This is a genomic window from Neopoerus faecalis, assembly GCF_029218125.1.
Classification (GTDB): Bacteria; Bacillota; Clostridia; order Oscillospirales; family Oscillospiraceae; genus Oscillibacter; species Oscillibacter faecalis_A.
This window is the reverse complement of sequence record NZ_JARFXX010000010.1, coordinates 12346-36812: the sequence shown is the minus strand read 5'-3', so window position 1 is coordinate 36812 and position 24467 is coordinate 12346. Positions and strand designations below refer to the sequence as shown.

At 55.5% G+C, this 24467-nt stretch carries 24 protein-coding genes; 17 read left to right on the top strand and 7 right to left on the bottom strand.

The window, feature by feature from the left end; all coding sequences use genetic code 11:
- Window positions 1–50: 50 nt before the first annotated feature.
- The 4 genes from PY311_RS10770 to PY311_RS10755 all read left to right on the top strand — a co-directional run bounded on the left by PY311_RS10770 (window position 51) and on the right by PY311_RS10755 (window position 6188).
- A complete protein-coding gene (locus tag PY311_RS10770) occupies window positions 51–761 on the top strand; it encodes an N-acetylmuramoyl-L-alanine amidase (protein WP_286148691.1) in 711 nt (236 codons plus the stop codon).
- 11 nt (window positions 762–772) lie between these two features.
- The gene (gene radA / locus PY311_RS10765; protein ID WP_286148690.1) at window positions 773–2146 is read left to right on the top strand and encodes a DNA repair protein RadA; all 1374 of its coding nucleotides are present in this window, start codon (window positions 773–775) and stop codon (window positions 2144–2146) included.
- A gap of 200 nt (window positions 2147–2346) precedes the next feature.
- Entirely contained in the window at window positions 2347–2661 is a 315-nt protein-coding gene (locus PY311_RS10760) for a hypothetical protein (protein WP_286148689.1), read from the top strand.
- A gap of 44 nt (window positions 2662–2705) precedes the next feature.
- Window positions 2706–6188 (top strand): DNA polymerase III subunit alpha, encoded by a 3483-nt coding sequence (locus PY311_RS10755; RefSeq protein WP_286148688.1) that lies wholly within the window; start codon window positions 2706–2708, stop codon window positions 6186–6188.
- 71 nt (window positions 6189–6259) lie between these two features.
- On the opposite strand, the gene purB is transcribed toward PY311_RS10755, so the two are convergent.
- From purB to PY311_RS10720, 7 genes are all read right to left on the bottom strand, one after another.
- Window positions 6260–7678, bottom strand: a complete 1419-nt coding sequence (gene purB, locus PY311_RS10750; RefSeq protein ID WP_286148687.1) for an adenylosuccinate lyase — start codon at window positions 7676–7678, stop codon at window positions 6260–6262.
- A 55-nt stretch (window positions 7679–7733) separates the two neighbouring features.
- A complete protein-coding gene (locus PY311_RS10745; RefSeq protein ID WP_286148685.1) occupies window positions 7734–9008 on the bottom strand; it encodes an adenylosuccinate synthase in 1275 nt (424 codons plus the stop codon).
- Between the two features lie 199 nt (window positions 9009–9207).
- Window positions 9208–10200, bottom strand: coding sequence for an ABC transporter permease (locus PY311_RS10740; RefSeq protein WP_286148684.1), 993 nt, complete (start codon window positions 10198–10200; stop codon window positions 9208–9210).
- Between the two features lie 3 nt (window positions 10201–10203).
- Entirely contained in the window at window positions 10204–11295 is a 1092-nt protein-coding gene (locus PY311_RS10735; protein WP_286148683.1) for an ABC transporter permease, read from the bottom strand.
- On the bottom strand, window positions 11288–12796 hold the full coding sequence (locus PY311_RS10730) for an ABC transporter ATP-binding protein (protein WP_350309734.1): 1509 nt from the start codon (window positions 12794–12796) through the stop codon (window positions 11288–11290). The genes PY311_RS10735 and PY311_RS10730 overlap by 8 nt, the downstream gene beginning before the upstream one ends.
- 200 nt (window positions 12797–12996) lie before the next feature.
- A complete protein-coding gene (locus PY311_RS10725) occupies window positions 12997–14235 on the bottom strand; it encodes a BMP family ABC transporter substrate-binding protein (protein WP_286148681.1) in 1239 nt (412 codons plus the stop codon).
- A gap of 573 nt (window positions 14236–14808) precedes the next feature.
- On the bottom strand, window positions 14809–15366 hold the full coding sequence (locus tag PY311_RS10720) for a DUF4364 family protein (RefSeq protein WP_286148680.1): 558 nt from the start codon (window positions 15364–15366) through the stop codon (window positions 14809–14811).
- Window positions 15367–15540: 174 nt separating this feature from the next.
- Between PY311_RS10720 and PY311_RS10715 the strand changes: the two genes are divergently transcribed.
- From PY311_RS10715 to PY311_RS10655, 13 genes are all read left to right on the top strand, one after another.
- Window positions 15541–16632 (top strand): DUF3048 domain-containing protein, encoded by a 1092-nt coding sequence (locus PY311_RS10715; protein WP_286148679.1) that lies wholly within the window; start codon window positions 15541–15543, stop codon window positions 16630–16632.
- A 128-nt stretch (window positions 16633–16760) separates the two neighbouring features.
- Window positions 16761–17603 (top strand): hypothetical protein, encoded by an 843-nt coding sequence (locus PY311_RS10710; RefSeq protein ID WP_286148678.1) that lies wholly within the window; start codon window positions 16761–16763, stop codon window positions 17601–17603.
- Window positions 17604–17698: 95 nt separating this feature from the next.
- A complete protein-coding gene (locus PY311_RS10705) occupies window positions 17699–18607 on the top strand; it encodes an ATPase, T2SS/T4P/T4SS family (protein WP_286148677.1) in 909 nt (302 codons plus the stop codon).
- On the top strand, window positions 18604–19101 hold the full coding sequence (locus PY311_RS10700; RefSeq protein WP_286148676.1) for a stage III sporulation protein AB: 498 nt from the start codon (window positions 18604–18606) through the stop codon (window positions 19099–19101). The genes PY311_RS10705 and PY311_RS10700 overlap by 4 nt, the downstream gene beginning before the upstream one ends.
- Before the next feature lie 10 nt (window positions 19102–19111).
- Window positions 19112–19306, top strand: a complete 195-nt coding sequence (spoIIIAC, locus tag PY311_RS10695) for a stage III sporulation protein AC (RefSeq protein WP_286148675.1) — start codon at window positions 19112–19114, stop codon at window positions 19304–19306.
- Between the two features lies 1 nt (window position 19307).
- Window positions 19308–19697, top strand: a complete 390-nt coding sequence (locus tag PY311_RS10690; protein WP_286148674.1) for a SpoIIIAC/SpoIIIAD family protein — start codon at window positions 19308–19310, stop codon at window positions 19695–19697.
- A complete protein-coding gene (locus PY311_RS10685) occupies window positions 19694–20776 on the top strand; it encodes a stage III sporulation protein AE (protein WP_286148673.1) in 1083 nt (360 codons plus the stop codon). The genes PY311_RS10690 and PY311_RS10685 overlap by 4 nt, the downstream gene beginning before the upstream one ends.
- Window positions 20773–21252 carry a stage III sporulation protein AF gene (locus PY311_RS10680; protein ID WP_286148672.1) on the top strand — a complete coding sequence of 160 codons (480 nt, stop codon included), beginning with the start codon at window positions 20773–20775 and terminating at the stop codon, window positions 21250–21252. Before PY311_RS10685 ends, PY311_RS10680 begins: the two co-directional genes overlap by 4 nt.
- Window positions 21242–21754, top strand: a complete 513-nt coding sequence (locus tag PY311_RS10675; protein WP_286148671.1) for a SpoIIIAG-related protein — start codon at window positions 21242–21244, stop codon at window positions 21752–21754. The genes PY311_RS10680 and PY311_RS10675 overlap by 11 nt, the downstream gene beginning before the upstream one ends.
- A 23-nt stretch (window positions 21755–21777) precedes the next feature.
- The gene (locus PY311_RS10670; protein WP_286148670.1) at window positions 21778–22332 is read left to right on the top strand and encodes a SpoIIIAH-like family protein; all 555 of its coding nucleotides are present in this window, start codon (window positions 21778–21780) and stop codon (window positions 22330–22332) included.
- Window positions 22333–22426: 94 nt separating this feature from the next.
- Window positions 22427–22804 carry an Asp23/Gls24 family envelope stress response protein gene (locus PY311_RS10665; protein ID WP_286148669.1) on the top strand — a complete coding sequence of 126 codons (378 nt, stop codon included), beginning with the start codon at window positions 22427–22429 and terminating at the stop codon, window positions 22802–22804.
- Between the two features lie 32 nt (window positions 22805–22836).
- Window positions 22837–23286: a transcription antitermination factor NusB gene (gene nusB / locus PY311_RS10660; protein WP_286148668.1), complete on the top strand. Its 450-nt coding sequence runs from the start codon at window positions 22837–22839 to the stop codon at window positions 23284–23286.
- 84 nt (window positions 23287–23370) lie between these two features.
- The gene (locus tag PY311_RS10655) at window positions 23371–24465 is read left to right on the top strand and encodes an acyltransferase family protein (protein ID WP_286148667.1); all 1095 of its coding nucleotides are present in this window, start codon (window positions 23371–23373) and stop codon (window positions 24463–24465) included.
- Window positions 24466–24467 lie beyond the last annotated feature (2 nt).

Genomic DNA, 24467 nt, shown 5'->3' with positions numbered 1-24467 from the left:
AATGGATAAGCACCCGCACATAGCCTTGTACGAGGTGATGAGGTGTGTTTGTGCTGCTTCGGAAACGGAGACTGATTCCCGCCGCTTTTTTCTGCGGCTTTTTGCTGCTTCCACTGCTGCTGTGGGCCGGACTTTCCATATATCCCGTGCAGACGTTTGGCGTAGAGAACGGGGAGGCACGGGTGGTCATTATTGACCCGGGCCATGGCGGGGAGGATGGCGGTGCCGTTGCGGATGACGGTACGGAGGAAAGTGGGATCAATCTGGCGGTGTCTTTGCGCTTGGAGGGAATTTTCCGATTTTTAGGTGTTCCGACAGAAATGACCCGGCGTGAGGATGTGATGGTCTGTGATTCCGGCCTTGCAACGCTCCGTCAGCGTAAGGTGTCTGATATTCATAACCGGGCGGCGCTGGTGAACCAGACGCCCGGTGCGGTACTGCTCAGCATTCATCAGAACAGCCTGCCCTCATCACCGGTAACACATGGGGCGCAGGTGTTCTGGAACCGGCAGGAGGGGGCAGAGGCCCTTGCGGGACAGATGCAGGAGCTGCTGAACGAGAAAATCAATACGCATCGCCCAAAGGAAGCGAAGCGGATTTCCGATGGAATTTATCTGATGAATCATGTAAACGTGCCTGCCGTGCTGGTGGAGTGCGGTTTCCTTTCCAATGGGGAGGAGGCCGTCAACCTGCTGCGGGAGGACTACCAGACGATGTTGGCGGCGTTGATCGCCGCAGGATATATGCGTTGGGACGGCTGAAAGGGATGGCAATGAAGTCAAGAACATTGTTTTATTGTACGGAATGCGGCAATGAGACCGCAAAGTGGGCCGGAAAATGTCCGGCCTGTGGAGCATGGAACACCATTGTGGAGCAGCCGGAGCTGCCAAAGGGTGTTGGTAAGGGTGGCTCTGCCCGGGTGGGGCTGACACGGAGGCGCGCCTGCCCGGTGACGGAGCTGACAACAGACGAGGAAATTCGGTTCCCCACCGGTATGGGAGAGTTGGACCGCGTTCTGGGCGGCGGTGCGGTCAAGGGCTCACTGGTGCTGGTAGGCGGTGCGCCGGGAATCGGAAAATCAACGCTGATGCTGCAAATTTGCAGTAAGCTGTGTGAGTTTTCAAGGGTGCTGTACATCTCCGGCGAGGAGTCGGAGCATCAGCTCAAGCTCCGCGCAAAGCGGCTGCGGGTGGAAAGTGACCAGCTGCTGGTGCTCTCTGAAACGAATTTGGGCGATGTGCTGGAGTCCGTCAACACGGAGCAGCCGGATATCCTGATCGTGGACTCCATCCAGACGCTATATAACGATGCGCTGGACGCCGCAGCAGGCAGTGTCAGCCAAGTAAAGGATTGTACTTTGTCACTGATGCAGGTGGCAAAGGGACAGGGAATCACGGTATTTGTCATTGGTCATGTCAATAAGGAGGGCTCTATCGCCGGCCCGAAGGTTTTAGAGCACATGGTGGACTGTGTGCTGTACTTTGAGGGAGATCAGCACACCAGCTATCGAATCCTGCGGGCGGCAAAGAACCGCTTTGGCGCCACTAATGAAATCGGCGTATTTGAAATGCGGGATAGTGGACTGACCGAGGTGGAAAACCCGTCGGAAATGCTGCTCTCCGGCAGGCCGGAGGATGCGCCCGGCACCTGTGTCACCTGCGTGATGGAGGGGGCAAGGCCGGTGCTGGCAGAACTGCAGGCCCTTGTGGTCACCTCCGCCGGGAGCAATCCCCGGCGCACCAGCAACGGCTTTGACTACAACCGTGCGGCCATGCTGCTGGCAGTGCTGGAAAAGCGGGGCGGGCTGAAGATATCCGCCTGTGACGCCTATCTGAACATTGTGGGCGGCCTATATCTGGACGAGCCTGCCGCGGACCTTGCGGCGGTCATTGCGCTGGCCTCCAGCTATTTGGACCGGCCGGTGCCAAGTGACTTAGTGGCCATCGGCGAGGTGGGCCTTACCGGGGAGCTGCGGAGCGTCAATCAGCTCAGTCAGAGGGTTTCTGAAATTCAGCGCTTGGGATTCCGGAAGTGCGTGGTGCCGGCTCATCGGGCAAATACCATAAAGGTTCAGAGCGGCTTGACGGTGATCCCGGCCCGGAATATCGGTGAGGCGATCCGAGCGGCTCTCCGCCCTGCGGAATGAAGTGAATGCACGCACCGCCAAGTGCCGGCATTCCGGCGGCAGCAGCGCTGTCCAGCGTACAGACACCATCGCTTTGATAGATGCAATGACTGGTGCAGGGAATCATACCATCAACTCGCTTCCGTTGAAATTTGAGGATAGTATGACTCGATTTGCGCGGTTTTATAGATGATGAGTTTACAGGGAAAGAGAGAAGCAATATGACGAAAAAGAAAATAAGCGGACCGCATAAAACCTTAAAAACTGCGGTCTATACGGCGCTTGCCGGACTGGGATTGATGGTGCTGTCCCTTGTGGTGGGAGCGGCGATATCAAAGGGAAGCTCCATTCCGGCGACAGTGATGTATGCGATGGGGGTCATCGGCGTTATTCTGGGAGCCGGCGGTCTGTTGTATGCCGCCGTTCAGCTGCGCTGCCCCTATTGCGGCAAGTCCCTGATGGCAGGAGGCAGACTGCCCGGCTCTGTTCCGCATTTTTGCCCCGGCTGCGGAAAATCGCTGGATGACTGCGGCTGATTCTGCCGCTGAACATTACCCTTGACCGGCCATAGGAGGTTTCTATGCCCTTTACCCATTTACACGTTCATACGGAGTTCAGCCTGCTGGATGGATTCTGCAAGATCAAGGAGCTGCCGGAGGTCATCAAGTCCATGGGGCAGACTGCCTGCGCCATTACGGATCACGGCGTGATGTACGGCGTGATCGACTTTTACCGCGCCTGTAAGGCGGCGGGTATCAAGCCCATCATTGGCTGCGAGGTCTATGTTGCCCCGCAGGGGCGTACCCGGTTTGACAAGGTACATGAGTTCGACAGCGAAAGCAGGCATCTTGTTCTGTTGTGCGAAAACGAGGAGGGGTATCGGAACCTTTCCTACATGGTGTCTTTGGCTTGGACGGAGGGCTTTTATATCAAGCCGCGAATCGATCAAGGGCTGCTGAGGGAGCATTCCAAGGGCCTGATCGCTCTGTCCGCCTGTCTGGCAGGTGAGATTCCCCGCCGTCTCCGCAACGGCGAATATGATAACGCCAAGGCATACGCCCTTGAGATGGCGGAGCTGTTTGGCCCGGAGCACTTTTATCTGGAGCTTCAGGACCACGGTATCCGGGATCAGAAGCTGGTAAACCAGTCGATTTTGAAAATCCATCAGGAAACCGGGATTCCCATGGTCTGCACCAATGATGCCCACTATCTCCGCAAGGAGGACGCCGAGGCGCATGACATTCTGCTGTGTATCCAGACGGGAAAAACAGTAGATGACGAGAGTCGGATGCGCTATGAGCCGCAGAATTTCTACCTCCGCAGCGAAGCGGAGATGCAGGCGTTGTTCGAGGGCTACGAGGGCGCAATCGAAAATACGCAGAAAATCGCGGACCTGTGCAATCTGGAATTTACGTTCGGTAAGTATCATCTGCCTGAATTTAAGCTGCCGGAGGGATATGACAGCTTCACGTATCTGAAGGAGCTGTGCGATGCGGGCTACAAAGCCCGCTATGGCGAGGATGACAGATACCGGGACCAGTTGAAGTACGAACAGGACATGATCGAGAAAATGGGTTTTACCGATTATTTTCTCATTGTGTCTGACTTTGTGCGCTACGCTAAGAGCGTCGGCATCCCTGTCGGTCCCGGGCGCGGCAGCGCCGCAGGCTCCATGGTAAGCTATTGCCTGAACATTACCGACATCGACCCCATGAAGTACAGTCTGTACTTCGAGCGCTTTTTGAACCCGGAGCGGGTGAGTATGCCGGATATTGATATGGATTTTGGCGATACCCGCCGGGGCGAGGTAGTGGATTACGTCCGCCGTAAGTACGGCGAGGATCATGTTGCTCAGATCGTGACCTTCGGCACCATGGCGGCCCGGGGCGTGATTCGGGATGTAGGCCGGGTCATGAATATGCCTTACGCCGATGTGGACGTCATCGCCAAGCTGGTACCCAACACCCTGCACATTACCCTGAACGATGCGCTGAGGCTTTCCAAGCAGCTGCGGGAGCTTTATGACGCGGATGAAAAGGTCAAAAAGCTCATTGACACCGCCAAGGCGCTGGAGGGAATGCCTCGCCACGCCTCCACCCACGCTGCCGGTGTGGTTATTACGCGAAAGCCGGTCTACGAATATGTGCCGCTGGCAAAAAATGATGAATCCGTTGTCTGCCAGTATATCATGACCACGCTGGAGGAGCTTGGCCTGCTGAAAATGGACTTTCTGGGTCTGCGGAACCTGACGGTTCTGGATGACGCGGTAAAAATGGTGCAGGCCCGGCAGCCGGATTTCAAGCTGGCGGATATTCCGGAGGGAGACCCGGAGACCTATAAAATGCTCTCGGACGGAAAGACCAACGGCGTGTTCCAGATGGAGTCCGCGGGAATGACCGGCGTCTGTGTCGGTCTCAAGCCGCAGAATATTGAGGACATTACCGCTATCATCGCATTGTACCGTCCCGGCCCCATGGATTCGATTCCTAAATTCATTGCCTGCAAGCATGACCCCAGCAAGGTGAGCTATATCATCCCGCAGTTGGAGCCGATTCTCTCCATTACCTACGGCTGTATCGTCTATCAGGAGCAGGTCATCCAGATATTTCAGCAGCTTGCCGGCTATACCTTGGGGCAGGCGGATATGTTGCGCCGCGCCATGAGCAAGAAAAAGGCGAAGGATGTGGCGAAGGAGCGGAAAGCATTCCTGTTCGGCGATCCGGCAAGAAATATCAAAGGCTGTATAGCAAATGGCATTGATAGGGAAGCTGCCGAAAAAATTTATGATGAGATCTTTGCCTTTGCAAATTATGCCTTCAATAAGGCCCATGCGGTGTCCTATGCCGTGGTGGCCTATCAGACTGCGTATTTCAAGTGCCACTTTACGCGGGAATATATGGCGGCGTTGCTGACAAGCGTTTTGGATAACTCCGATAAGGTATCCGGTTACATCAATGAGTGCCGGGAATGCGGGATTGCCTTGCTGCCGCCGGACATCAATGCCTCCTGTGACCGCTTTACAGTAGAGGAGCAAGGCATCCGTTTCGGTTTAGTGGCTATCAAGAATATTGGCCGAGGTTTTATTCAGGCGGCCATGCGGGAGCGGGAAAGCAACGGAAAATTTACTTCGCTTTACGATTTTTGCAGCCGGATGAACGGCAGCGAAATGAATAAGCGGGCGGTTGAAAATTTGATTCGCTCCGGCACTTTCGATTCTACGGGCGCAAAGCGCTCTCAGCTTATGCGGGTCTACGAGAGCATTATGGATTCCGTGGCGGCGCAGCAGCGGGAGAATTTGGACGGGCAGATGGACTTTTTCTCCATGTCTGCCGGAAACGCAAAGCAGCCCGCCACAAAGGAAATTCCGCTGCCTGCAATTCCGGAATTTACGCCGCAGGAATTGATGAGTATGGAGAAGGCCACCACGGGCCTGTACCTTTCCGGACATCCCATGGATCATTACCGGGAGGAGATACAAAAGCTCCGTGCGCCTACCATTGCATCTATTATAAGGGATTTTGCACAGGAGGGCGGACCGACGCGCTTTGCGGACGGACAGAGGATTACCATCGCAGGAGTTATTACCTCCAGCAAGACCAAGACCACAAAGAACAATAGTCTGATGGCATACGTTGTGGTGGAGGATGATACGGCGTCTATGGAGCTGTTGTGCTTCAATCGGGTGTTGGAATCCTGCGGCGCTTATATGAGGGAAAATCAGGCGGTCATCGTCAAAGGACGGCTATCCGTCCGAGATGAAAAGGCACCGCAGATCATGTGCGACTCCATTTATCCGCTGTCTACTGCGGAGGGGCCGGCCCCGGAGCCGCAGGAGCAGAAGAAGCAAGCGGCGGGTGAGACGCTGTTCCTGAAATTCCCCAGTTTGAGCGATGCTTCGATTCGTCACATGAAGCTGGTGTTTCACATGTTCCCCGGCACGGGAACCGTGAAAATGGTCATGGCAGATACCCGTAAGGTTTACGCAACACAAGCGCTGCTGCATCCCGCGCTGGTAAAGGAAGCGCAGGAGGTCCTCGGAAACGAGAATGTGGTGGTAAAATAAGCAGAAAAATCCCCGTTTCGGCTTGAACCGAAGCGGGGATTTTTTAGATTAGACTGGTGTTTTTGGAACAGTCAAATACCAATAGCACCATCGGCGGCCTTGACATTTGTCAGCAGCGGAGCACATTCGGCAAGAAAGCGCTCTACCTGTTGGCGGCAGCGGCCGATGTAGAGCGAAGGCTCCATTACGGCGTCCAACTCCGCACGGGTCATGCCGAAAGCGGGATCGGAGGCCAAACGGTCCAGAAGGTCACAGGGTTCGCCCTCCTTCATCCGGGCGGTAGCGGCCATGGAGTGCTGCCGGATTTTTTCATGGAGCACCTGACGGTCACCGCCGCGCTTCACGGCCTCCATCATGATATTTTCAGTGGCGAGGAAGGGGAGGTATTCCCGAATCGTGCGGTCAACAATTTTCAAGTTTACGTGCAGACCGTTTGTTACGCTTTGGCACAGCCGCAGCACGGCATCGGCACAGAGAAAACCCTCCGGCATGGAAATGCGGCGATTGGCCGAATCATCCAGTGTCCGCTCCAGCCATTGCACGGAGGCAGTCATCGGCGCGTTGGCGGCATCGGCCATCAGATAACGGCTCAAAGAGCAGATACGCTCACAGCGCATGGGGTTGCGCTTGTAAGGCATGGCAGAGGAACCAATCTGATTTTTTTCAAACGGTTCTTCCACCTGCCGGTCATGCTGCAAAAGGCGGATATCGTTTGCCATGCGATAGGCACTCTGAGCAATAGAGGACAAAACGTTCAAAATCCGGCTGTCAGCCTTGCGGGGATAGGTCTGTCCGCAGACGGAAAAGCATTTTTCAAAGCCGAACTCCGCCGCAATTCTGCGATTCATCTCATCAATTTTCTGCTCATCCCCGTCAAAAAGGTCCATAAAGCTGGCCTCTGTGCCGGTGGTGCCACGGCAGCCCAAGAAACGCGTGGTGGCAAGCACATGGTCCAGCTCCTCCAAGTCGGAGAGAAAATCCTGCATCCAGAGCGCAGCGCGTTTTCCCACTGTTACCGGCTGCGCGGGCTGATAATGCGTGTAGCCGAGAGTGGGCGTGGCCGCGTACTCCTTGGCGAACGCGGACAGATTCACCAGCACGGACAAAATCTGTCCCCGCAGATACTTCAGGCCGTCCCGATAGAGAATCAAATCGGCGTTATCCGTTACATAGCAGCTGGTAGCGCCAAGGTGAATGATGCCGGCAGCGGAGGGCGCAGCCTTTCCGTAGGTGTAGACATGAGCCATGACATCATGGCGGACCTCTTTTTCTCTCTGCTCCGCCACGGCGTAATCAATATCGCTGATGTGTGCCTCCAGCTCCGAGACCTGCTCTGCGGAAACTGGCAGACCGAGCTCATGCTCCGCTCTGGCCAGAGCTACCCACAGCTTCCGCCATGTCTGAAAACGCATATCCGGCGAAAACAGATGCAGCATATATTGGGAGGCGTACCGGGAGGATAGGGGGGATTCGTAAATGTCCTTACTCATAAAAACGCCTTTCTGACAGTCAAAAATTTTACTAAGACTTTGCGGCAATCACAGCTCAGCGGATGATCAGGCTGTCCCGTTCAGCACCGACGGACACGAAGCCGATGTGGCAACCGATGGCCTTTTCTACGTACTCAACGTAATTGCGGGCAGCCTCCGGCAGATCCCCCCAAGTCCGTGCCTTGGAAATATCGCACTTCCAGCCGGGGACATACTCGATGACCGGCTTTGCGTCCTGCAGGCAGACAGGGAACGGAAACTCATCGGTCTGCTTTCCGTCCAGCTCGTAGTGGGCGCAGACGGGAATCTTGTCAAGATAGCTGAGAACATCCAGCTTTGTCAGGGCAATGTTGGTCGCGCCCTGCACTTCAACGCCGTAGCGGGTAGCCACCAGATCGATGGGGCCGACACGGCGGGGGCGGCCGGTCTTGGCACCGTATTCCGCACCGGCGTCACGGAGCTTCTGACCCTCGTCACCAAACATCTCGCACACAAAGGGACCTTCGCCCACGCAGGAGGAATAAGCCTTTACTACGCCGACAACCTCATCGATTTTCGCGGTGGGCAGCCCAGAACCGACAGGAGCATAGGCGGCCACAGAGTTAGAAGAGGTGGTGTAGGGATAAATGCCGTAGTCCAGATCGCGCAGCGCGCCCAGCTGCGCTTCAAAAAGGATGGATTTGCCGTTGGCCTGCGCGTTTCTCAGGAAGCGGGAGGTATCGGTGATATAGGGCTTGACAGCCTCGCAGTAGGTATCCACCCAGTTCAGCAGGGCCTCCAGCGTATAGCCCTCGGCACCGTAAACCTTTTGAAGCGTCAGATTCTTCCACTCCAGCAGATCGGCCAAATGCTCCTTCAGATGCTGGGGGTGCAGCAACTCACCGGCCTGAACGGTCTTCTTCTGGTACTTATCTCCATAGAAGGGAGCAATACCCTGCTTGGTGGAGCCGTACTTTTTGTCTGCCAGACGGGCCTCCTCCAGCGCATCCAGGTCCCGGTGCCAAGGCAGCAGCAGGGAAGCGCGGTCACTGATCTTCAGATTGTCGGGAGTGATGGTCACCCCGGCAGCCCGGAGCTTATTCATTTCATCCAGCAGATTCTCGCAATCAAGCGCAACGCCATTACCCAGAATGTTCACAACACCCTCACGGAAAATGCCGGAGGGGAGCAGGTGCAGAGCAAAGGTCCCCTTGTCATTTACGACCGTGTGACCGGCGTTGCCGCCGCCCTGATAACGGACCACGATGTCATAGTGATTGGTGAGATAATCTACCATGCGGCCCTTGCCCTCGTCGCCCCAGTTGATACCTACGATTGCACAGTTTGCCATGTTGCTTGCCTCCTGAAATTTCTGCGGAGCAGCTCCGCAGTCCACTCGTTTTTTGACCGCATTATTATAAAATGTTTTTTCCGACAAGAAAAGTAGGAATATCACATATCTATTATTAAAAATAATAATGGATAACAATTGGCTATCAGATAGATTATAAAAAGGACAGCCCCCTGCTATGCAGATGGCTGTCCTGTGTTCAGCGTTCTTCCCGGAAGAAACTGAGGCCAAGAGAAGCCGGCGGCTGATCTTCCCGCTTTTTGCGAAGGGAGACAATAATCAAAACCACAAGTGTCACAACATAGGGGAGCATTTTGTAAAGCTCCTTGACAGCGAGGTTTGTTCCGGTGGGGATGTAAAGGTACAGAATGTAGCAGCCGCCGAACAGGATAGAGGCCAGCACACTTACATTGGGCCGCCAGATGGTGAAAATCACCAGCGCAATCGCCAACCACCCGCGGTCACCGAAGGCGTTGTTGGACCACACGCCGCAGGCGTAGTCCATCACATAGTACAGACCGCCGAGTCCGGCAATCATGCTGCCGATGCAGGTGGCGAAATACTTGTACTTGGAAACGCTGATGCCTGCGGCATCCGCAGTGGAGGCGTTTTCACCGACAGCACGGAGATGCAGACCGGCGCGGGTATGCTTCAGAAAATAGGAGGTGGACAATGCAATGACAACGGCCAAATAGGCAAGAAAGCCATAAGAGAGGAAAATTTTCCCGAACCAGCCGCATTGATTGGCAAAGGGCAGCGATTTGCTGAAATAGGCGCTGGTGGCGGAAAGGGCGATAGAGGGGACCTCACTGCCGGTCAGCTTAATCAAAGAGCCGCCGAAGAAGTTGCCGATACCCACGCCGAAGGTTGTCATGGCAAGGCCCGTAACGTTCTGATTGGCCCGCAGCGTCACCGTCAGCAGGCAGTACAAAAGCCCCATAAGCAGGGAGCCAAGCAAGGAGCAGAGCAGGGGAATGCCGATAGCCAGCAGTCCGCTCATAGCCTCTGCGGGGGTGGACTGTTCATAGAAGAACGCGCCGATGACGCCGCAGATGCCGCCGACATACATGATGCCGGGGATTCCCAAATTCAGGTTGCCGGATTTTTCGGTCAGAATTTCACCGGTGCTGCCATAGAGCAGTGGAATGCCCTGCATAACGGCCCGGGGGAGGAATGATACCAGATCAAGCATGATTTAAGCCTCCTTCTTTCCGTTTTTGCGCAGGCTGACCTGATAGGTGATGAAGAACTCGCTTCCGATGATAAAGAACAGGATGATGCCGGTCAGAATATCCGAGAAAGACTGGTTCAGGCTGAAGGTGCTGGAAATTTCACTGGCACCGCGCCCGAGAACAACCAGCAGCAGACTGGTAAATATCATGACAATGGGATTAAATTTCGCCATCCACGATACCATGACGGCGGTAAAGCCGCGTCCGCCGACAATGGTAGTTGTCAGCGTGTGGTCCGTTCCGGCAGTCAGGAGAAAGCCCATAAGGCCGCAGACCGCGCCGGAGAGCAGCATGGTGCGGATGATGACCCGCTCTACCTTGATGCCGGCATAGCTGGCAGTCCGCTGGCTCTCGCCAACAACGGCAATCTCATAGCCGTGCTTGCTGTAGTTCAGATAAATGTACATCAGGACAGTCAGGATAGCAACAACGAGAATAATGAGCAGATATTTCTGCCCGCCGATGACCGGCAGCCATCCGGCCTCGGAGTTCTGATTGATGATGCCGATTTTTCCGGCGCCCTTCGGAACCTCCCACACGATGATAAAGAAAGCGGAAAGCTGCGTGGCGATATAGTTCATCATCAGAGTGAACAGTGTTTCGTTTGTGTTCCACTTGGCCTTGAAGAACGCAGGGAGAAGACCCCAGATACCGCCGGCGACCAGCGCGGCCAGCAGGGAAATTAAAATCAGGAGCGCATTGGGGATTTTATCACCGAGACAGATCATGCAGGCGGCGGTGGCAAGGCAGCCGATCAGGACCTGCCCCTCGGCGCCGATATTCCAGAACCGCATTTTGAACGCCGGAGTGACCGCAAGGGAAATACCCAGCAGAACAGCCAAATTCTGGAAGGTGACCCATGTTTTGCGGGCCGTTCCGAAAGCACCCTTGAAAATTGTGGCGTAAATGCTGAAGGGGTTTTCACCGGTCATCAGCATCGTGACCAGCGCGCAGACCACCAGCGCCAGCAAAATCGCGCAGCCGCGAATCAGTGTGGCCTGGTACCAAGGCAGTGCGTCCCGCTTGGCAATATGGAACAGGGATGTCTTAGGCATTCTCATGGCCTCCTTCCACGCGGGTCATTAAAGCGCCCACCTGACGCTTATCGGCAGTCCGGGCGTCCACAACGCCGGAGACCTGACCGCCGCAGAGCACAACGATTCGGTCGCAGAGCTCCAGCAGCACATCCAAATCCTCACCGACGTACACAACGGCGATGCCCTTCATTTTCTGCTCCGTGAGCAGATTGTAAATCGTGTAGGACGTATTGATGTCCAGACCGCGGACCGCGTAGGCGGTCATCAGCACGGAGGGGGCCTGCGCAATCTCGCGGCCCACCAGCACCTTCTGCACGTTGCCGCCGGACATCCGCCGGACAGGAAAGTTAGTGTTGGGCGTCACAACGTCCAACTCCTGCCAGATGCGGTTGGCAAGCTGTTCGGGGTCCTTGCGGTCCAGAAAAATGCCATGGCCCTTACGCCAGGAGCGGAGCATCATGTTTCCCGTCATGCCCATAGAGCCAACAAGGCCCATGCCCAAGCGGTCCTCGGGGACGAAGGACATTGCCACGCCGCTTTGCCGAATGTCCATAGGGTCCATTCCCACCAGATTTTTGGTTTTACCGTCCTTGGGGTCAAAGTATGTAATGGTGCCGGAGGCAATGGGGTAAAGTCCGGCAATGGACTCCAGAAGCTCCCGCTGGCCGCTGCCGGCGATACCGGCAATACCGAGAACCTCACCGGCGTTGACCGTGAAGCTGACATTATCAAGCCGCTTGACACCCAGCTCATCGTAGACCGTCAGATTGTCAATGACCAATCGAGGGGTCACATTCACAGGATCAGGCCGGTCGATATTCAGGCTGACGCTGTGGCCGACCATCATGTCCGTCAGGGATTGCTGGTCGGCGTCCTTTGTGGCGACATCGCCGATGTATTCACCCTTGCGGAGTACGGCCACCCGGTCGGATACGTCCAGTACCTCGTGGAGCTTGTGGGTGATGATGATGAGGGATTTTCCGTCCGCCTTCATGTTCCGCATGATCTGGAACAGCTTATCCGTTTCCTGCGGTGTCAGGACTGCGGTGGGTTCATCCAAAATCAGAATGTCGGCGCCGCGATAAAGCACCTTGAGAATTTCAACGGTCTGCTTCTGGGAAACAGACATATCGTATATCTTCTGGTCGGGGTCGATATCGAAGCCGTATTTTTCGCAAAGCTCCTTTACCTTTTTCCGGGCCTCCGACAGATTCAGCCTTCCGTCCAGACCCAGAATGATATTTTCCGCGGCGGTGAACACATCTACCAGCTTGAAGTGCTGGTGAATCATGCCGATGCCATAGCGGAAAGCATCCTTGGGAGAGGCGATGGAGACCGGCTTTCCGTGAATGTAGATTTGTCCCTCATCAGGGAAGTAGATGCCGGAGAGCATATTCATCAGCGTTGTTTTTCCGCTGCCGTTTTCGCCTAAGAGGGAGAGAATCTCGCCCTCGTGCAGCTCCAGATTCACGGCCCGGTTTGCCACAACCTTTCCAAAGCGCTTGGTCACGTTTTCCATCTTAACCGCACACGCAGTTGACAAGGCAGTCACCCTTTCTTTCTCGGAAGGGACAAAAAGAGTTCCTTCCCCCGTGTTCGTATCACGTACATCTGTATTTTACCATAGTCACGGCACCTTGTAAATCAAAAGGAAGCCGACTTTTTCCAAAATAAGAAAAATTGGGCTGCCGGAGGGCAGCCCAATTTTGTGTTCAGGACTTAGCCGTAGACCTCATCCAGCAGGGTGATGCCATCGATACGCAAGTCGAAATAGGGGGCGGAGCGGAACGTGGACTCCCGGAATGCGCCATCCACGATGACCTCGGTATCCGGGGTGTAGTCGGCATCGGTATCCACATCGGCCTTATAGGTATCCAGCTTGCTGCCATCCACGGTGAAGGTGTTCACATCAAACACCTGACGGGTGCCGTTTTCCAGCTCAGCCTTCACAGCGTCAATGGCGTCCTGCGTACCCTCGGCGGCAACGGCAGTGTTGAGGTCGGTCAGGACAACGGAGCCGGTGGCCAGCGTGCCGGTCCAGTCGGCGTCAATGGCGGTGCCGTTCATAGCGGCGGTGATGGCGTACTCGAAGTAAGGCTCCCAATCAATGCGGGAGGAAACGAGGAAGGTGTTGGGGCAGGCGGACTGCGTAGAGCCGTTGTAGGAAACATTGGGGACCCCGGCAGTCTCGCAGGCGGTAGGAGCGCCCATGGAGTCGGCGTGCTGGCTGATAAGAACGCAGCCGTTGTTGATGAGCTTCTGTGCGCCCTCCTTTTCAGCGGTCTCATCGTACCAGGAGCCGGTGAAGGTCACTTCCATGGTAGCGGTGGGGCAGACGGAGCGGGCACCGAGGAAGAAGGAGGTGTAGCCGGAGATGACCTCGGCGTAGGTAAAGGCACCAACGTAACCGATCTTGGCCTGATCGGCGGTGATTTTACCGTTGTCGATCATCTCGTTGAGCTTCATACCGGCGGCAACACCGGCCAGGTAGCGGCCCTCATAAATGGAGGCGAAGGCATTGTGGTAATTGCTCAGGCCCTCGGTGTGGGCGCGGGTGCCGGTGGAGTGGCAGAACTGAACCTGAGGGAACTCCTTAGCGGCCTGAATGATGTAATCCTCATGACCGAAGGAGTCGGCAAAGATGATGTTGCAGCCGGCGTCCGCCAGCTCAGCGGCCTTGTTGTAGCATTCCTCGGTTTCGGGAACGTTGGTGATCTTGGTGTACTCAACGCCCAGCTTTTCACAGGCAGCCTCGGCGGCATTGATGAAGTTCAGGTCATAGGTGGAGTTTTCATCGTGCAGGAAGATGAAGCCGACCTTGAAATCGGAGGCGGGGGTGCTGTCGCCAGTTTCGGCGGCGTCGGTGTCTGCGGGGGGTGCGGAATCGCTTTTGCCGCCGCAGGCGGACAGGGCAAATACCATGGAAAGACTCAGGAGCAGTGCAAGAAACTTCTTCATACAATAATCCTCCTAATTTATTTTGCGGTATCTCATGGCCGCATACGGTGCAGCCGTTACTTTTATCATAACGAAAAAGCCGACACAGCGCAACACAAATTTTCTATCAAATTCACAGAAAAAAGTAATACCTTTTTGTGAAAAGAGCAGATGATATAAGTGGCACACATAACAGATAAAAGCTCAAAAAATGTTTTTTAAACGCAAAAATTGTGGGAAATGTTTACTTTTTGCAATTTTCTATGAATTTTCCTTGATGGATACAGCGAAATAAGAAAGGGGAAATAGATGCTTCCAATTTGAACGGACTGCATGATGGGCCGCGATAGATAGAGATACCGAATATAGAAGGGACCGCCTGTTCAGGCGGTCTCAGCGTGTCGAAAAAGTCTTTTCTCCCCGCTGAACAAGTTTTCAGAACTTCATAAAAGTTCTGAAAACTAAGGATTTCAATGGCGCAGGACACCCTTCTTGGGTTTCCCGCGCACACCCTTCCTTACCGTTGCGGAGGATTTACCACTTTATCGACAGTCTCGGACCACCTGTTCAGGCGGTCTCTTTTATACTTGTTTTTCAGTTTGATTGTTCCTCGTTGTCGGAGTCCGGCGCGTTCAGTAAAAGGTCAATGATCTGGCTGTACAGCTTTTCCGGTGCCCTCCGAAAGCGCGCGGCCAGCAGCTTTCCCATGTCCTCTCTGGGGACCATGAGCTTCAGGTCCATGATGTTTCCCATATCGTCATCAAGAGAGAGGGAAACGGTATAGGTCCCGTTGGGGCGCAGCTCCGTGGCGCTTTTTACTTGATTTTTCCGCCGCAGGGCACGGTTGCACCGGGTCAGGTTTTTATCACACCGAAGCCGGATGGAGTAGGGGAGGCTGGTCTCGCAGATCTCGCTGTTGCGGCGGCCCTTTTCCGTGATGGAATAGAAGCCGCTTTTTTCATCAACGGTCAAATTTTCCGTTCGTACCAGATCGGCGAGGCAGTCAGAAAAATCGAAATAATCAATGGCGTCATCACAGAGCGTCAGGTCCAGCATGGTGTCAAAGGGGACCGGTTCGATGACTCTGGCCGCAAGGTACAAAATCAGAAACTTGATTTCCAGCTTATCTTGAATGAATCCCTTTGGGGCCATAGTAAATCTCCTTTTGTTGTTGATACATTATTATTTAGTATACCGCAGTCTGCGTGGAAAGTACAGATGAAAATTGACGCTTTGCATCGCCGTTTGTCTAAATTTCTCTTGACGGAGGCAGGCATGGATTGATAGTATAATTTTTATCAAGACATTATTGGGTGGGTGAAGGAATTGAGAAAAAGAAAATCGGCATTCCTGCTGGCACTTTTGCTGCTTTTGACAACCGGATGCGGAAAAAAATCCGCTCCGACGCCTGCGGAGGAACCGGAGACCCCGCCGGTGATAGAGGAGCCTGCGGCAGAGCCGGAGGTGGAGCCGCTTCCCGATGTTCCCACGGGAACCAATCCACTGACCGGTCTGCCCATCGAGCCGGAATATGAGCAGAGACGCCCTGTGGCGGTGATGCTGAATAATTTGAAAAAGGCGCAGCCGCAGCTTGGAAATTCACAGGCGGACATCATCTATGAGGTGCCCGCCGAGGGCGGCATTACCAGAATGCTGGCGGTTTATCAGTCCTTGGAAGATGTCGGCAGCATCGGCAGCATCCGTTCTGCCCGTCCCTATTATATCGAGTTGGCACTGGGTCATGATGCGCTCTACGTTCACGCCGGCGGCAGCCCGGAGGCGTATGCGGATTTGAAATCGTGGAAGGTGGAGCATATTGACGGGGTCAATGGTGGGGCCAGTCATGACGCCGTGTTCTGGCGGGACGTCGAGCGCCGCAAAACGAAGGGCTATGAACACAGTCTTTTGACCTCCGGGGAACGGATTCAGAGCTTTTGGGATGATAGTAAATATTCGCAGACCCATAGAGAGGGCTATTCGTATACACAGGCGTTTACCGATGAGCCGTTGACCGGCGGCACGGCGGCGGAACACATCAAGCTGAATTACACCGGCTATAAAACGGGTCTGTTTGACTATGACGCGGACAGAGGAGAATATCTGGTGAGCCAGTATCAGGCACCGTATATCGATGGCAATACAGGCGAGCAGGTAGTCGCCGTGAATGTACTGTTTTTAGAGACCGATATTTCCACGATTTCGGGAGATAAGGAGGGACGTCAAAAGGTCCGCACCACCGGCGAGGGTAGCGGAACGCTGTACCGCGGCGGGCAGAGCGAGGAAATCCATTGGAGCCGAAAGGATCGGAACAGTCCGTTCGTTTACAGCCTGCCGGACGGTTCGCCGCTGGCCTTGGGGCGCGGCCGCAGCTATGTATGCCTCATCAATCCGCACAGCAGCAGCGTAGAGCTTTTCTGAAAAAGAATAGAAAAGGCGGCCAGAGAGTTTTTCCTCCGGCTGCCTTTATTTTCACCTTCGGCTACCGGGTGCATAGATTGGACTGAGGGAAGCGATTCTTTCAGCTACATCGTTTAGGAGGTATCACAATGCCTGAGAAAGTTATGCCCGGCCCTGTGGAGGGGACTGGCAGCATTCGGGAAGCGGTTTGCATCCATACACGCAAGATCTACGATTCCTGCCGGGATAAGGACTGCATTGAGGACCTGCGCTTTTATCCCAAGCTCCAATACGTAGACGTTATCAACCGGGCGCTCTCCGTTAAGGGCGGCTCCGCTGATCTGCTGTACGTCTATGTGGATGTGGAGCCGGTCAATTTCAACCGGGGCTTTTACACTGTGGATATGCGGTTCTTCTATGCCGTGACGCTGCAGGCGTATACCAGTTGTCCAGCTCCGGTGACGGTGGAGGGCCTGTGCGTCTTTGATAAGCGCGCCATCCTGTTTGGCAGCGAGGGCAGCGCGAAAATTTTCTCCTCCAAATTCCGTTCCGGCGAACCGGATATTCCGCTGCTGCGCCGCTCGAATCTTCCCGAGGCCGTTGTGGAGGCTGTCGACCCGATCGTTCTGGACGCCAGAATCGTGGAGAGCGGCTGCTGCCGCAGAGAGTGCGACTGTGATCTTTGTGAGGTGCCGCCGGCCATCAGCCAGTGCTTTGGCGGTGAGCTTTGCGGCGGCGATGACGGGCGCCGCATCTATATCACACTGGGGCAGTTCTCCATTGTGCGGCTGGAACGGGATTCTCAGCTTCTTGTGCCGGTGTATGATTATTGTATGCCGGAGAAGGAGTGCTCCTGCGGGAATACGGATGATCCGTGCAGCCTGTTCCGCAACATCTCGTTCCCTGTGGGCGAATTTTTCCCGCCCAATACTGTGTCCTTGCCGGAGAATTACGAGGAGGCAAAGAATTTCTGCGCCTGCTGTCATAAATAGGCAAAGAGGGAGACTTGCAGCAAGTCTCCCTTTTTACTGCATATCTGCGGACGAGCCGTCATACAGTGGACTAACAACAAAAGGAGGGAAGTCCCGTGGAGAAACATGGAAATGCGCTGCGCTACGAATTGGCGGCGGCCATTTTGCCCAGCCGCCTGCGGCGAATCGCAATGGAGCAACCGGAGGAGGTCAAGGAGCACGCGGAGGAGTTCCGCCTACGGGCAGGGCGCTGTATGTCGGTGCTGCTGCCCGCCGGTGAGCAATCCTTGGAGATCATCGTGACGGTGGAGGAGTTGGAAACGCTTTGTGACATCGCGGCGGAGTTTTCGCGTTACGCCTCAATCGAAACGCTGCGGCAGGGCTTTTTGCCGGTACGCGGCGGCTTCCGGGTGGGGCTGTGCGGCGCGGCGGTCATGAAGGACGGACAGGTCACAAATCTCAAGCAGATATCCTCTGCGGTGATTCGCATTTCCCGGGAGCTAAAGGGCATCGGCGCGGCGGTGGTGCCCCGGCTTTTCCGGGGAGAGCATTTTGCAAGCACGCTGCTGCTCTCGCCCCCCGGCGGCGGAAAGACCACGCTGCTGCGGGATTTGGTGCGGCTGATGTCCCGGGGCGAACAGGTCCCGCCGCAGCGAATCGCGCTGATCGATGAACGGGACGAGATCGCGGTGATGTATCGCGGTCAGCCTCAGATGGATGTTGGGCCAAGAACCGACATCCTGAACGGCTGTCCGAAGGCGGCCGCAATTCCCATGGTGCTCCGCGCTATGAACCCGCAGATCATCGCGCTGGATGAGATCACGGTTCAAGAGGATATTCAGGCTATTGCGCAGGCAGCGGGCTGCGGCGTTGGGCTGCTGGCCACCATCCATGCGGGCAGCGTGGAGGAATTGCAGGCAAAGCCGCTGTACCGCGCACTGCTTGAGGGACGGGTGTTCCGTCAAGCCGTTTTGATTCGGCGGGGAAGCGCCGGCTGGGCCTATGCAGTGGAGAATCTGCCATGATAAGGCTTGTGGGGAGCATCTTTGTTTTTGCGGCGGGGGGCTGTGTCTGGTATCTGCGGCGCCGGGAGCGGCAGGAGCGCGGACGAATTTTATCGGACCTGACAGCGGCCCTTGCGGAAATGGAAACGGCCATCAGACTGGAGCGGACGCCGCTGCCGATGCTGCTGACGCGCCTTGCGGAAGGCAGAGAGCCCAAAAACGCCGCGTTGTTTTTAGCGGCGGCAAGGTCGCTCCGGGCGGGAACGCCCTGCCTGACAGCGTGGAGACAGGCGGCGGAGGACCTGCCGCTGCCGGAGGGGGACAAGCAAGCGCTTTTCCATCTGGCAGAGGCGTGGACAGGCGATGAAATCGGCATTTGTAAAGCAATTACACTTGCTTGTGAAAAACTGCAATCCAGCCTGAAAAAATTTGAAAAGGAAAGCGCGGCAGAGGAAAAGCTCATGACCGCACTTTGCTTTTCCACCAGCGCACTGCTCGTGATTTTGTTGATTTGAGGAATGTACGATGGATGTTGATCTGATTTTTAAAATAGCCGCCGTGGGGATTTTGGTGGCCGTGCTGAACCAACTGCTGATTCGCTCCGGCCGGGAGGAACAGGCGATGATGACCACGCTGGCAGGGCTTGTGGTAGTCATGATGATTTTGGTGCAGGAGATCAGCGGACTGTTCCAGATGATCAAGACCCTGTTTGACCTTTGAGATGGAGCAGATAACAAGGGCACTGGTCCTATGTGTAATCGCCGCGCTGACAGGACTGCTTCTTCGCAAAAGTAATCCGGAGATCGCACTGCTGCTGGCGCTGGCCGCCGCCGTGACCGTGCTGATGCAGTTAGCCGCGCCGGTGAGGGAGCTTTTTGATTTTTTAAAGCGGCTTACCGGGTACAGTGGCGTATCGGATACGCTGTTTCTGCCGCTCTATAAGACCATCGGCATTGCACTGATCGTTCGAATCGGCGGCAATCTTTGTAAGGACGCGGGACAGAATGCGCTTGCCTCCGTGCTGGAATTCGCCGGGGCTATTTGCGCGCTGGTAACGGCGCTGCCGCTGCTGAGCGCGGTTTTGGATTTACTGACGGAGTTGATTTGGTGAACTATCTGAAATTTTGCGGCCTCCTATGTGCTGCACTGCTTTTTTTAACAGTCAATGTCCGGGCAGACAATGAGCTTTCTGTGGTCGCGGACGCGCTTCCCCACGAAACGAATCGGATATTAAGTCAGGTTAAGGATTGGGGGCCGGACAGCCTTGCGGAGGGACTCGGCGCGATTTGGGAGCATCTTGCGAAAAATGCCGGTTCAATTTTAAAGGGTCAGCTTCGCGGCGCCGCTTCGGTGCTGTTGGCGACTGTGCTGTGCGGACTGGTGGGCGGCGTCCAGAAGGGAACCGGCGATACGAGCCGCTTTCTCTCCATGGCGGGAGTTTTGACGGTCACGCTTTTGACCATCGGCCAGTTGGACACGCTGATGGGGGCCGGTACGGCGGTTATGGAGCAGATGAGCACCTTTTCAAAGGCACTGCTGCCGGCCTTGGCGGCGGCTTCTGCAGTGGCGGGCGGTGCCGCCGGGGCGACGGTGCGGCAGGTGGCCACGGTTTTTTTTGCGGACCTGCTGCTGGAGCTGATCTGCGGGTTGCTGATGCCCTTGGTATACCTGTTTGTTGGGACGCTGGCTGCCGGGAGCAGCTTGGGTGACCGGCGGCTGTTGGCGGTGGCGGTGGCCATCAAGACAATCTGCACCAAGCTGCTGACAGGGCTGCTGCTGGCGTTTACGCTGTATCTCACTGTCAGCGGTATTTTCGCGGGAACAGCGGACAGCGTCCGTGTGCGTCTTGCAAAAACAGCAATTTCCGGTGTAGTGCCGGTGGTGGGGGGAATCATTGCGGAGGCATCGGAAACAGTGCTGGTGGGAGCCGGACTTCTGAAGGGGACGCTGGGTGTTTTCGGCTTGCTGGGCGTTCTGGCGCTGTGCGTGGTTCCGTTTTTGCGAATCGGCATTCAGTATCTTTTGTACAAGCTGACCGACTTTTTCGCGGCGGCGATCGGAGATTCGGAGCTCTGCGGGCTTATTGGCGGCCTTGGCAGTGCGTTCGGATTACTGCTTGGAATGGTAGGGAGCTGCGCGTTAGTTCTGCTGATCTCCATATTGGCCTCCGTGGCCGCGGTGACCGCATGATCGCGGCGGTGCGGACATGGCTGACAGCAGTTGCGGCGGTATCGCTGCTGCTGTCCGTTGTGCAGTACATCACGCCAAAGGGAACACTGCGGGACACAGCATCCTTTATCGGTGGGCTGCTGCTTTTACTGGTACTGCTGCAGCCGGTTCGAAAGGCAGCGCTGCCGGACGATGTTCACATGGGCCTTGCTGAATACGAAAAGCAGGTAGAGACCTATCGGACAAAGCTTGAGGAGGAACGGAAAAAGGAGCTGGGAACGCTCATAGAAAGTGAAACGGAGGCATATATATTGGACAAGGCGGCGCGTATGGGGCTGACTGTCCGTATCAAGGTCGGGACAGAGGAAAACAGCGAGGGTGTGCCGGTACCTGTATCTGCGGAGCTTACCGGTACACCGTCTCGTGAGCTGTCCCGCTGGATAGAGGCCGAATTGGGGATACCCGTGGAAAGACAGGTGTGGCTTAATGAAAATTAAAGGAGTGCAAAAGCTATGGGACCGATACAAATATGCGATCTTGATTCTGCTGGTGGGCGCAGGGCTGCTGTTATGGCCCGGTGGAACAGAGCATACGGCGCAGACTGGCCAAACCGCGCAGCAGATGGATATGATTTCAGCGCAGGAGCTTCAGACGGAGCTGGAGAGTATTCTGGGGCAGATTCAAGGCGTCGGTACCGTGCGGGTGCTGCTGACGGCAGACAGCAATGGGGAACGGCAGTTGGCGCAGAACTCGGAGCTCCGCTACAGCGGCAGCACGGCAGCGCCGGAGGACTATTCCAGAACATCGGAAACGGTGCTTCTGGACCTGAACGATCAGGAGGCCCCCATTGTGACGAGGATTCTGTACCCCACGTACCGGGGGGCGCTGGTGGTCTGTCAGGGGGGCGACCGGGCAGATGTCAGGCTGGCGGTCACAGAGGCGGTGTCCGTCTTGACCGGCCTGAGCAGCGACCGCATCACCGTGGCAAAATGTCCGTAATTATATGGAGGAGGAAAGGCTCTATGCGTGGAAACATCAAGCGGAATATCGTGGTGGGGACTATGGCGGTGCTGGTTTGCGCGGCAGTTGGACTGAACTGGAAATATTCCTCGGAGGAGGCAGTCCAGAAGGCGGAGGAGGCCGGTACTAAAATTCTGGGCGAAGCCGCGCTGGTCTCGGGGCAGGAGGAAGGAACCCTTGCAGAGAGCACGGTTTATGAGGGGGATGATTATTTCGCCTCCGCGCGGCTGACCCGTCAGCAGGCCCGGGACAGCGCTATCTCTCTGCTGGAGGACGCTGCCAAGCAGGAGGACGCCGATCAGTCAGTGGCAAACCAAGCCTCCGAAAGCATTCAGGTTTTGGCCTCTTACACGCTGAAGGAGGCACAGATTGAAAATCTGGTCACGGCAAAGGGGTATCAGGACTGCGTTGCGTTTATGGGAGACGATTCTCTGAGCATTGTGGTCTCTACAAAGGATGGGGAGCTGAACGCCACGGATGTTGCGAAAATTACGGATATCGCCATGACCGAAACAGGCTATGCCGCCAACGCAATTCGAATCATGGCCGCAAATTAGCTGTTGTATTTTCCAAAAATCCATGCTAAAATAGCACATTAGATAATCAAGTATTGACTGCGGCTCACTGCCGTGTGCCAAAAGGAGAACTACAATGGCTGAAAATAAAGGTTATATGACACTTTCCGACGAAAAGGGAAGCATCCACATCTCTGAGGAGGTCATCGCGGCTATTGCCGTGGGGGCTGTCCGTGAGGTGGAGGGCGTTTCCGGCACAATGGGGACCCTCGGCTCCAGCGTTGCCGATCTTGTGACCAATAAAAAGGGTGCACAGAAAAACGCCAAGGGCGTTAAGATCGAAATGACGGAGACCGGACTGGCACTGGACCTATATCTGACAGTGGCCTACGGCCACGCCATCCCGGAGGTTGCTGAAAACGCGCAGAAGGCGGTGGCCTCCGCAGTCAGCGCCATGACCGGCTGCACAGTCGAAACGGTAAATATCCATGTCGGCGGTGTGACACTGGCGTAAACCCATTACAAGAGAAAAGGACGAGAAACGTTATGACACGGAATACCGCGCGGGAGATCGCCGCCCATCTTTCCTATGAACTGAGCTTTACAGACAAGACCGTTGATGAGCTTTTGAAGGAGCGTCTGACGCCGGAGGCTTTCGCGGAGCTGGCCGGTGAGGATTCGCTGTATGCCGATGCGCCCAATGCCAAGCAGGCGGCGTATATCACGCGCTTGGTAAAGGGCGTTGACGAGCATTCTGCGGAGTTGGACGGATATATCTCCAAGTATGCAAAGGGATGGAAGTTTTCCCGTATTCCGCTGGTAGCCTCGGCAATCATGCGGGTCGCCATGTATGAGATTTTATACATGGAGGATATTCCCACGGGTGCGGCTATCAATGAAGCGGTGGAGATCGCCAAAAAATATGAAACGCCGGAGACTGTTAAGTTTATGAACGGTATTCTGGGTACTTTTGCGCGTGAGGAAATTTCACAGTGACAAGCGGCGCACAAACGGCAGAGCGGATACGGCAAAAGCTGCCGTATGCTCTGCCGTTTTGATTTTACCTGACAGGAGCGGATGATGGAACGGCGCAATTACGGAATCGACCTGCTGCGGATGCTGGCCATGTGGATGGTCATCATCCTGCACATCTTGAATAAGGGCGGCGTATTGTCCGCTGCGGCGCCTCTGTCGGCAGGCTATGAAGCTGCAAAACTGCTGGAGGCGGGGGCTTACTGCGCTGTTAATTGCTATGGTCTGATCTCCGGCTACGTTGGCGTTCAGCATCGTTTTCAGTACAGCGGAGCCATTGCGCTGTGGCTGCGGGTCACTTTTTATACGGTTAGCATTACGGCGGTATTTGCCGCTTTTCTGCCCGGCGGTGTCGATGGGGACAGGGTGCTCCGCGCATTTTTCCCGGTGCTGTTCCGGCAATATTGGTATGTGACCGCCTATTTCGGGATGTGTCTGTTCATCCCGTTTTTCAATCTGCTGTTGGACAGGCTTTCGGAGCGGCAGAGAAGGGTTCTTGCGCTTTTCATCGTTCTCGTGTTTTCTGTTTTGCCAACGCTGCGGCAAAGGGATGTTTTCCTCACGGATAACGGCTACAGTGTCCTGTGGCTGAGCTGCTTATATCTCTTGGGAGGCTGTCTACGGCTGTCCTGTCTGGGCAAAAAGCGCGGCTCCGGAGGGTGGGCGGCGGTCTATGCAATATGCGCCGTACTCACGTGGAGCGTGCATTGGGCGGCAGACCGGGTCTGGATAGCTGCGGAGCGCGGCACCTGTGATAAGGTGCTGCTGACCAGCTATACCTCGCCGACGATTTTGCTGGCGGCGGCCGCGCTGGTGCTGTGCTTTGCACAGCTTTCGATTCCGCCCTGCTTTGAAAAGCTCATTAAAGGGGTAGCACCGCTGGCCTTCAGCGTATATCTTATCCACGCGCATCCTCTGATTTGGGAATATGGAATGGCGGACCGATTTTCGGTGCTGGCGGCCAAAACACCGCCGGTTATGCTGCTTTTGGTATTGGGCGCGGCGCTGGGCATCTACGTGATCTGTTCTTTGATGGATGTGCTTCGCGTGTGGATATTCCGCCTGCTCCACATGGATGAGCTTTCACGGCGCGTAGAAGCAGGGACTTCGGCCTGCCTTGGCCGATGGCTGGATAAGGAGTGAGC

Bases quoted from the DNA above. Each gene is read 5' to 3' on its own strand.
- PY311_RS10655 (WP_286148667.1), top strand. From the start codon at position 23,371: ATGGAACGGCGCAATTACGGAATCGACCTGCTGCGGATGCTGGCCATG.
- PY311_RS10680 (WP_286148672.1), top strand. From the start codon at position 20,773: ATGATCGCGGCGGTGCGGACATGGCTGACAGCAGTTGCGGCGGTATCG.
- radA (WP_286148690.1), top strand. From the start codon at position 773: ATGAAGTCAAGAACATTGTTTTATTGTACGGAATGCGGCAATGAGACC.
- PY311_RS10760 (WP_286148689.1), top strand. From the start codon at position 2,347: ATGACGAAAAAGAAAATAAGCGGACCGCATAAAACCTTAAAAACTGCG.
- PY311_RS10740 (WP_286148684.1), bottom strand. From the start codon at position 10,200: ATGCTTGATCTGGTATCATTCCTCCCCCGGGCCGTTATGCAGGGCATT.
- PY311_RS10675 (WP_286148671.1), top strand. From the start codon at position 21,242: ATGAAAATTAAAGGAGTGCAAAAGCTATGGGACCGATACAAATATGCG.
- spoIIIAC (WP_286148675.1), top strand. From the start codon at position 19,112: ATGGATGTTGATCTGATTTTTAAAATAGCCGCCGTGGGGATTTTGGTG.
- PY311_RS10690 (WP_286148674.1), top strand. From the start codon at position 19,308: ATGGAGCAGATAACAAGGGCACTGGTCCTATGTGTAATCGCCGCGCTG.
- PY311_RS10700 (WP_286148676.1), top strand. From the start codon at position 18,604: ATGATAAGGCTTGTGGGGAGCATCTTTGTTTTTGCGGCGGGGGGCTGT.
- PY311_RS10665 (WP_286148669.1), top strand. From the start codon at position 22,427: ATGGCTGAAAATAAAGGTTATATGACACTTTCCGACGAAAAGGGAAGC.
- PY311_RS10745 (WP_286148685.1), bottom strand. From the start codon at position 9,008: ATGGCAAACTGTGCAATCGTAGGTATCAACTGGGGCGACGAGGGCAAG.
- PY311_RS10720 (WP_286148680.1), bottom strand. From the start codon at position 15,366: ATGGCCCCAAAGGGATTCATTCAAGATAAGCTGGAAATCAAGTTTCTG.
- nusB (WP_286148668.1), top strand. From the start codon at position 22,837: ATGACACGGAATACCGCGCGGGAGATCGCCGCCCATCTTTCCTATGAA.
- purB (WP_286148687.1), bottom strand. From the start codon at position 7,678: ATGAGTAAGGACATTTACGAATCCCCCCTATCCTCCCGGTACGCCTCC.
- PY311_RS10725 (WP_286148681.1), bottom strand. From the start codon at position 14,235: ATGAAGAAGTTTCTTGCACTGCTCCTGAGTCTTTCCATGGTATTTGCC.
- PY311_RS10670 (WP_286148670.1), top strand. From the start codon at position 21,778: ATGCGTGGAAACATCAAGCGGAATATCGTGGTGGGGACTATGGCGGTG.
- PY311_RS10730 (WP_350309734.1), bottom strand. From the start codon at position 12,796: ATGGAAAACGTGACCAAGCGCTTTGGAAAGGTTGTGGCAAACCGGGCC.
- PY311_RS10710 (WP_286148678.1), top strand. From the start codon at position 16,761: ATGCCTGAGAAAGTTATGCCCGGCCCTGTGGAGGGGACTGGCAGCATT.
- PY311_RS10735 (WP_286148683.1), bottom strand. From the start codon at position 11,295: ATGCCTAAGACATCCCTGTTCCATATTGCCAAGCGGGACGCACTGCCT.
- PY311_RS10755 (WP_286148688.1), top strand. From the start codon at position 2,706: ATGCCCTTTACCCATTTACACGTTCATACGGAGTTCAGCCTGCTGGAT.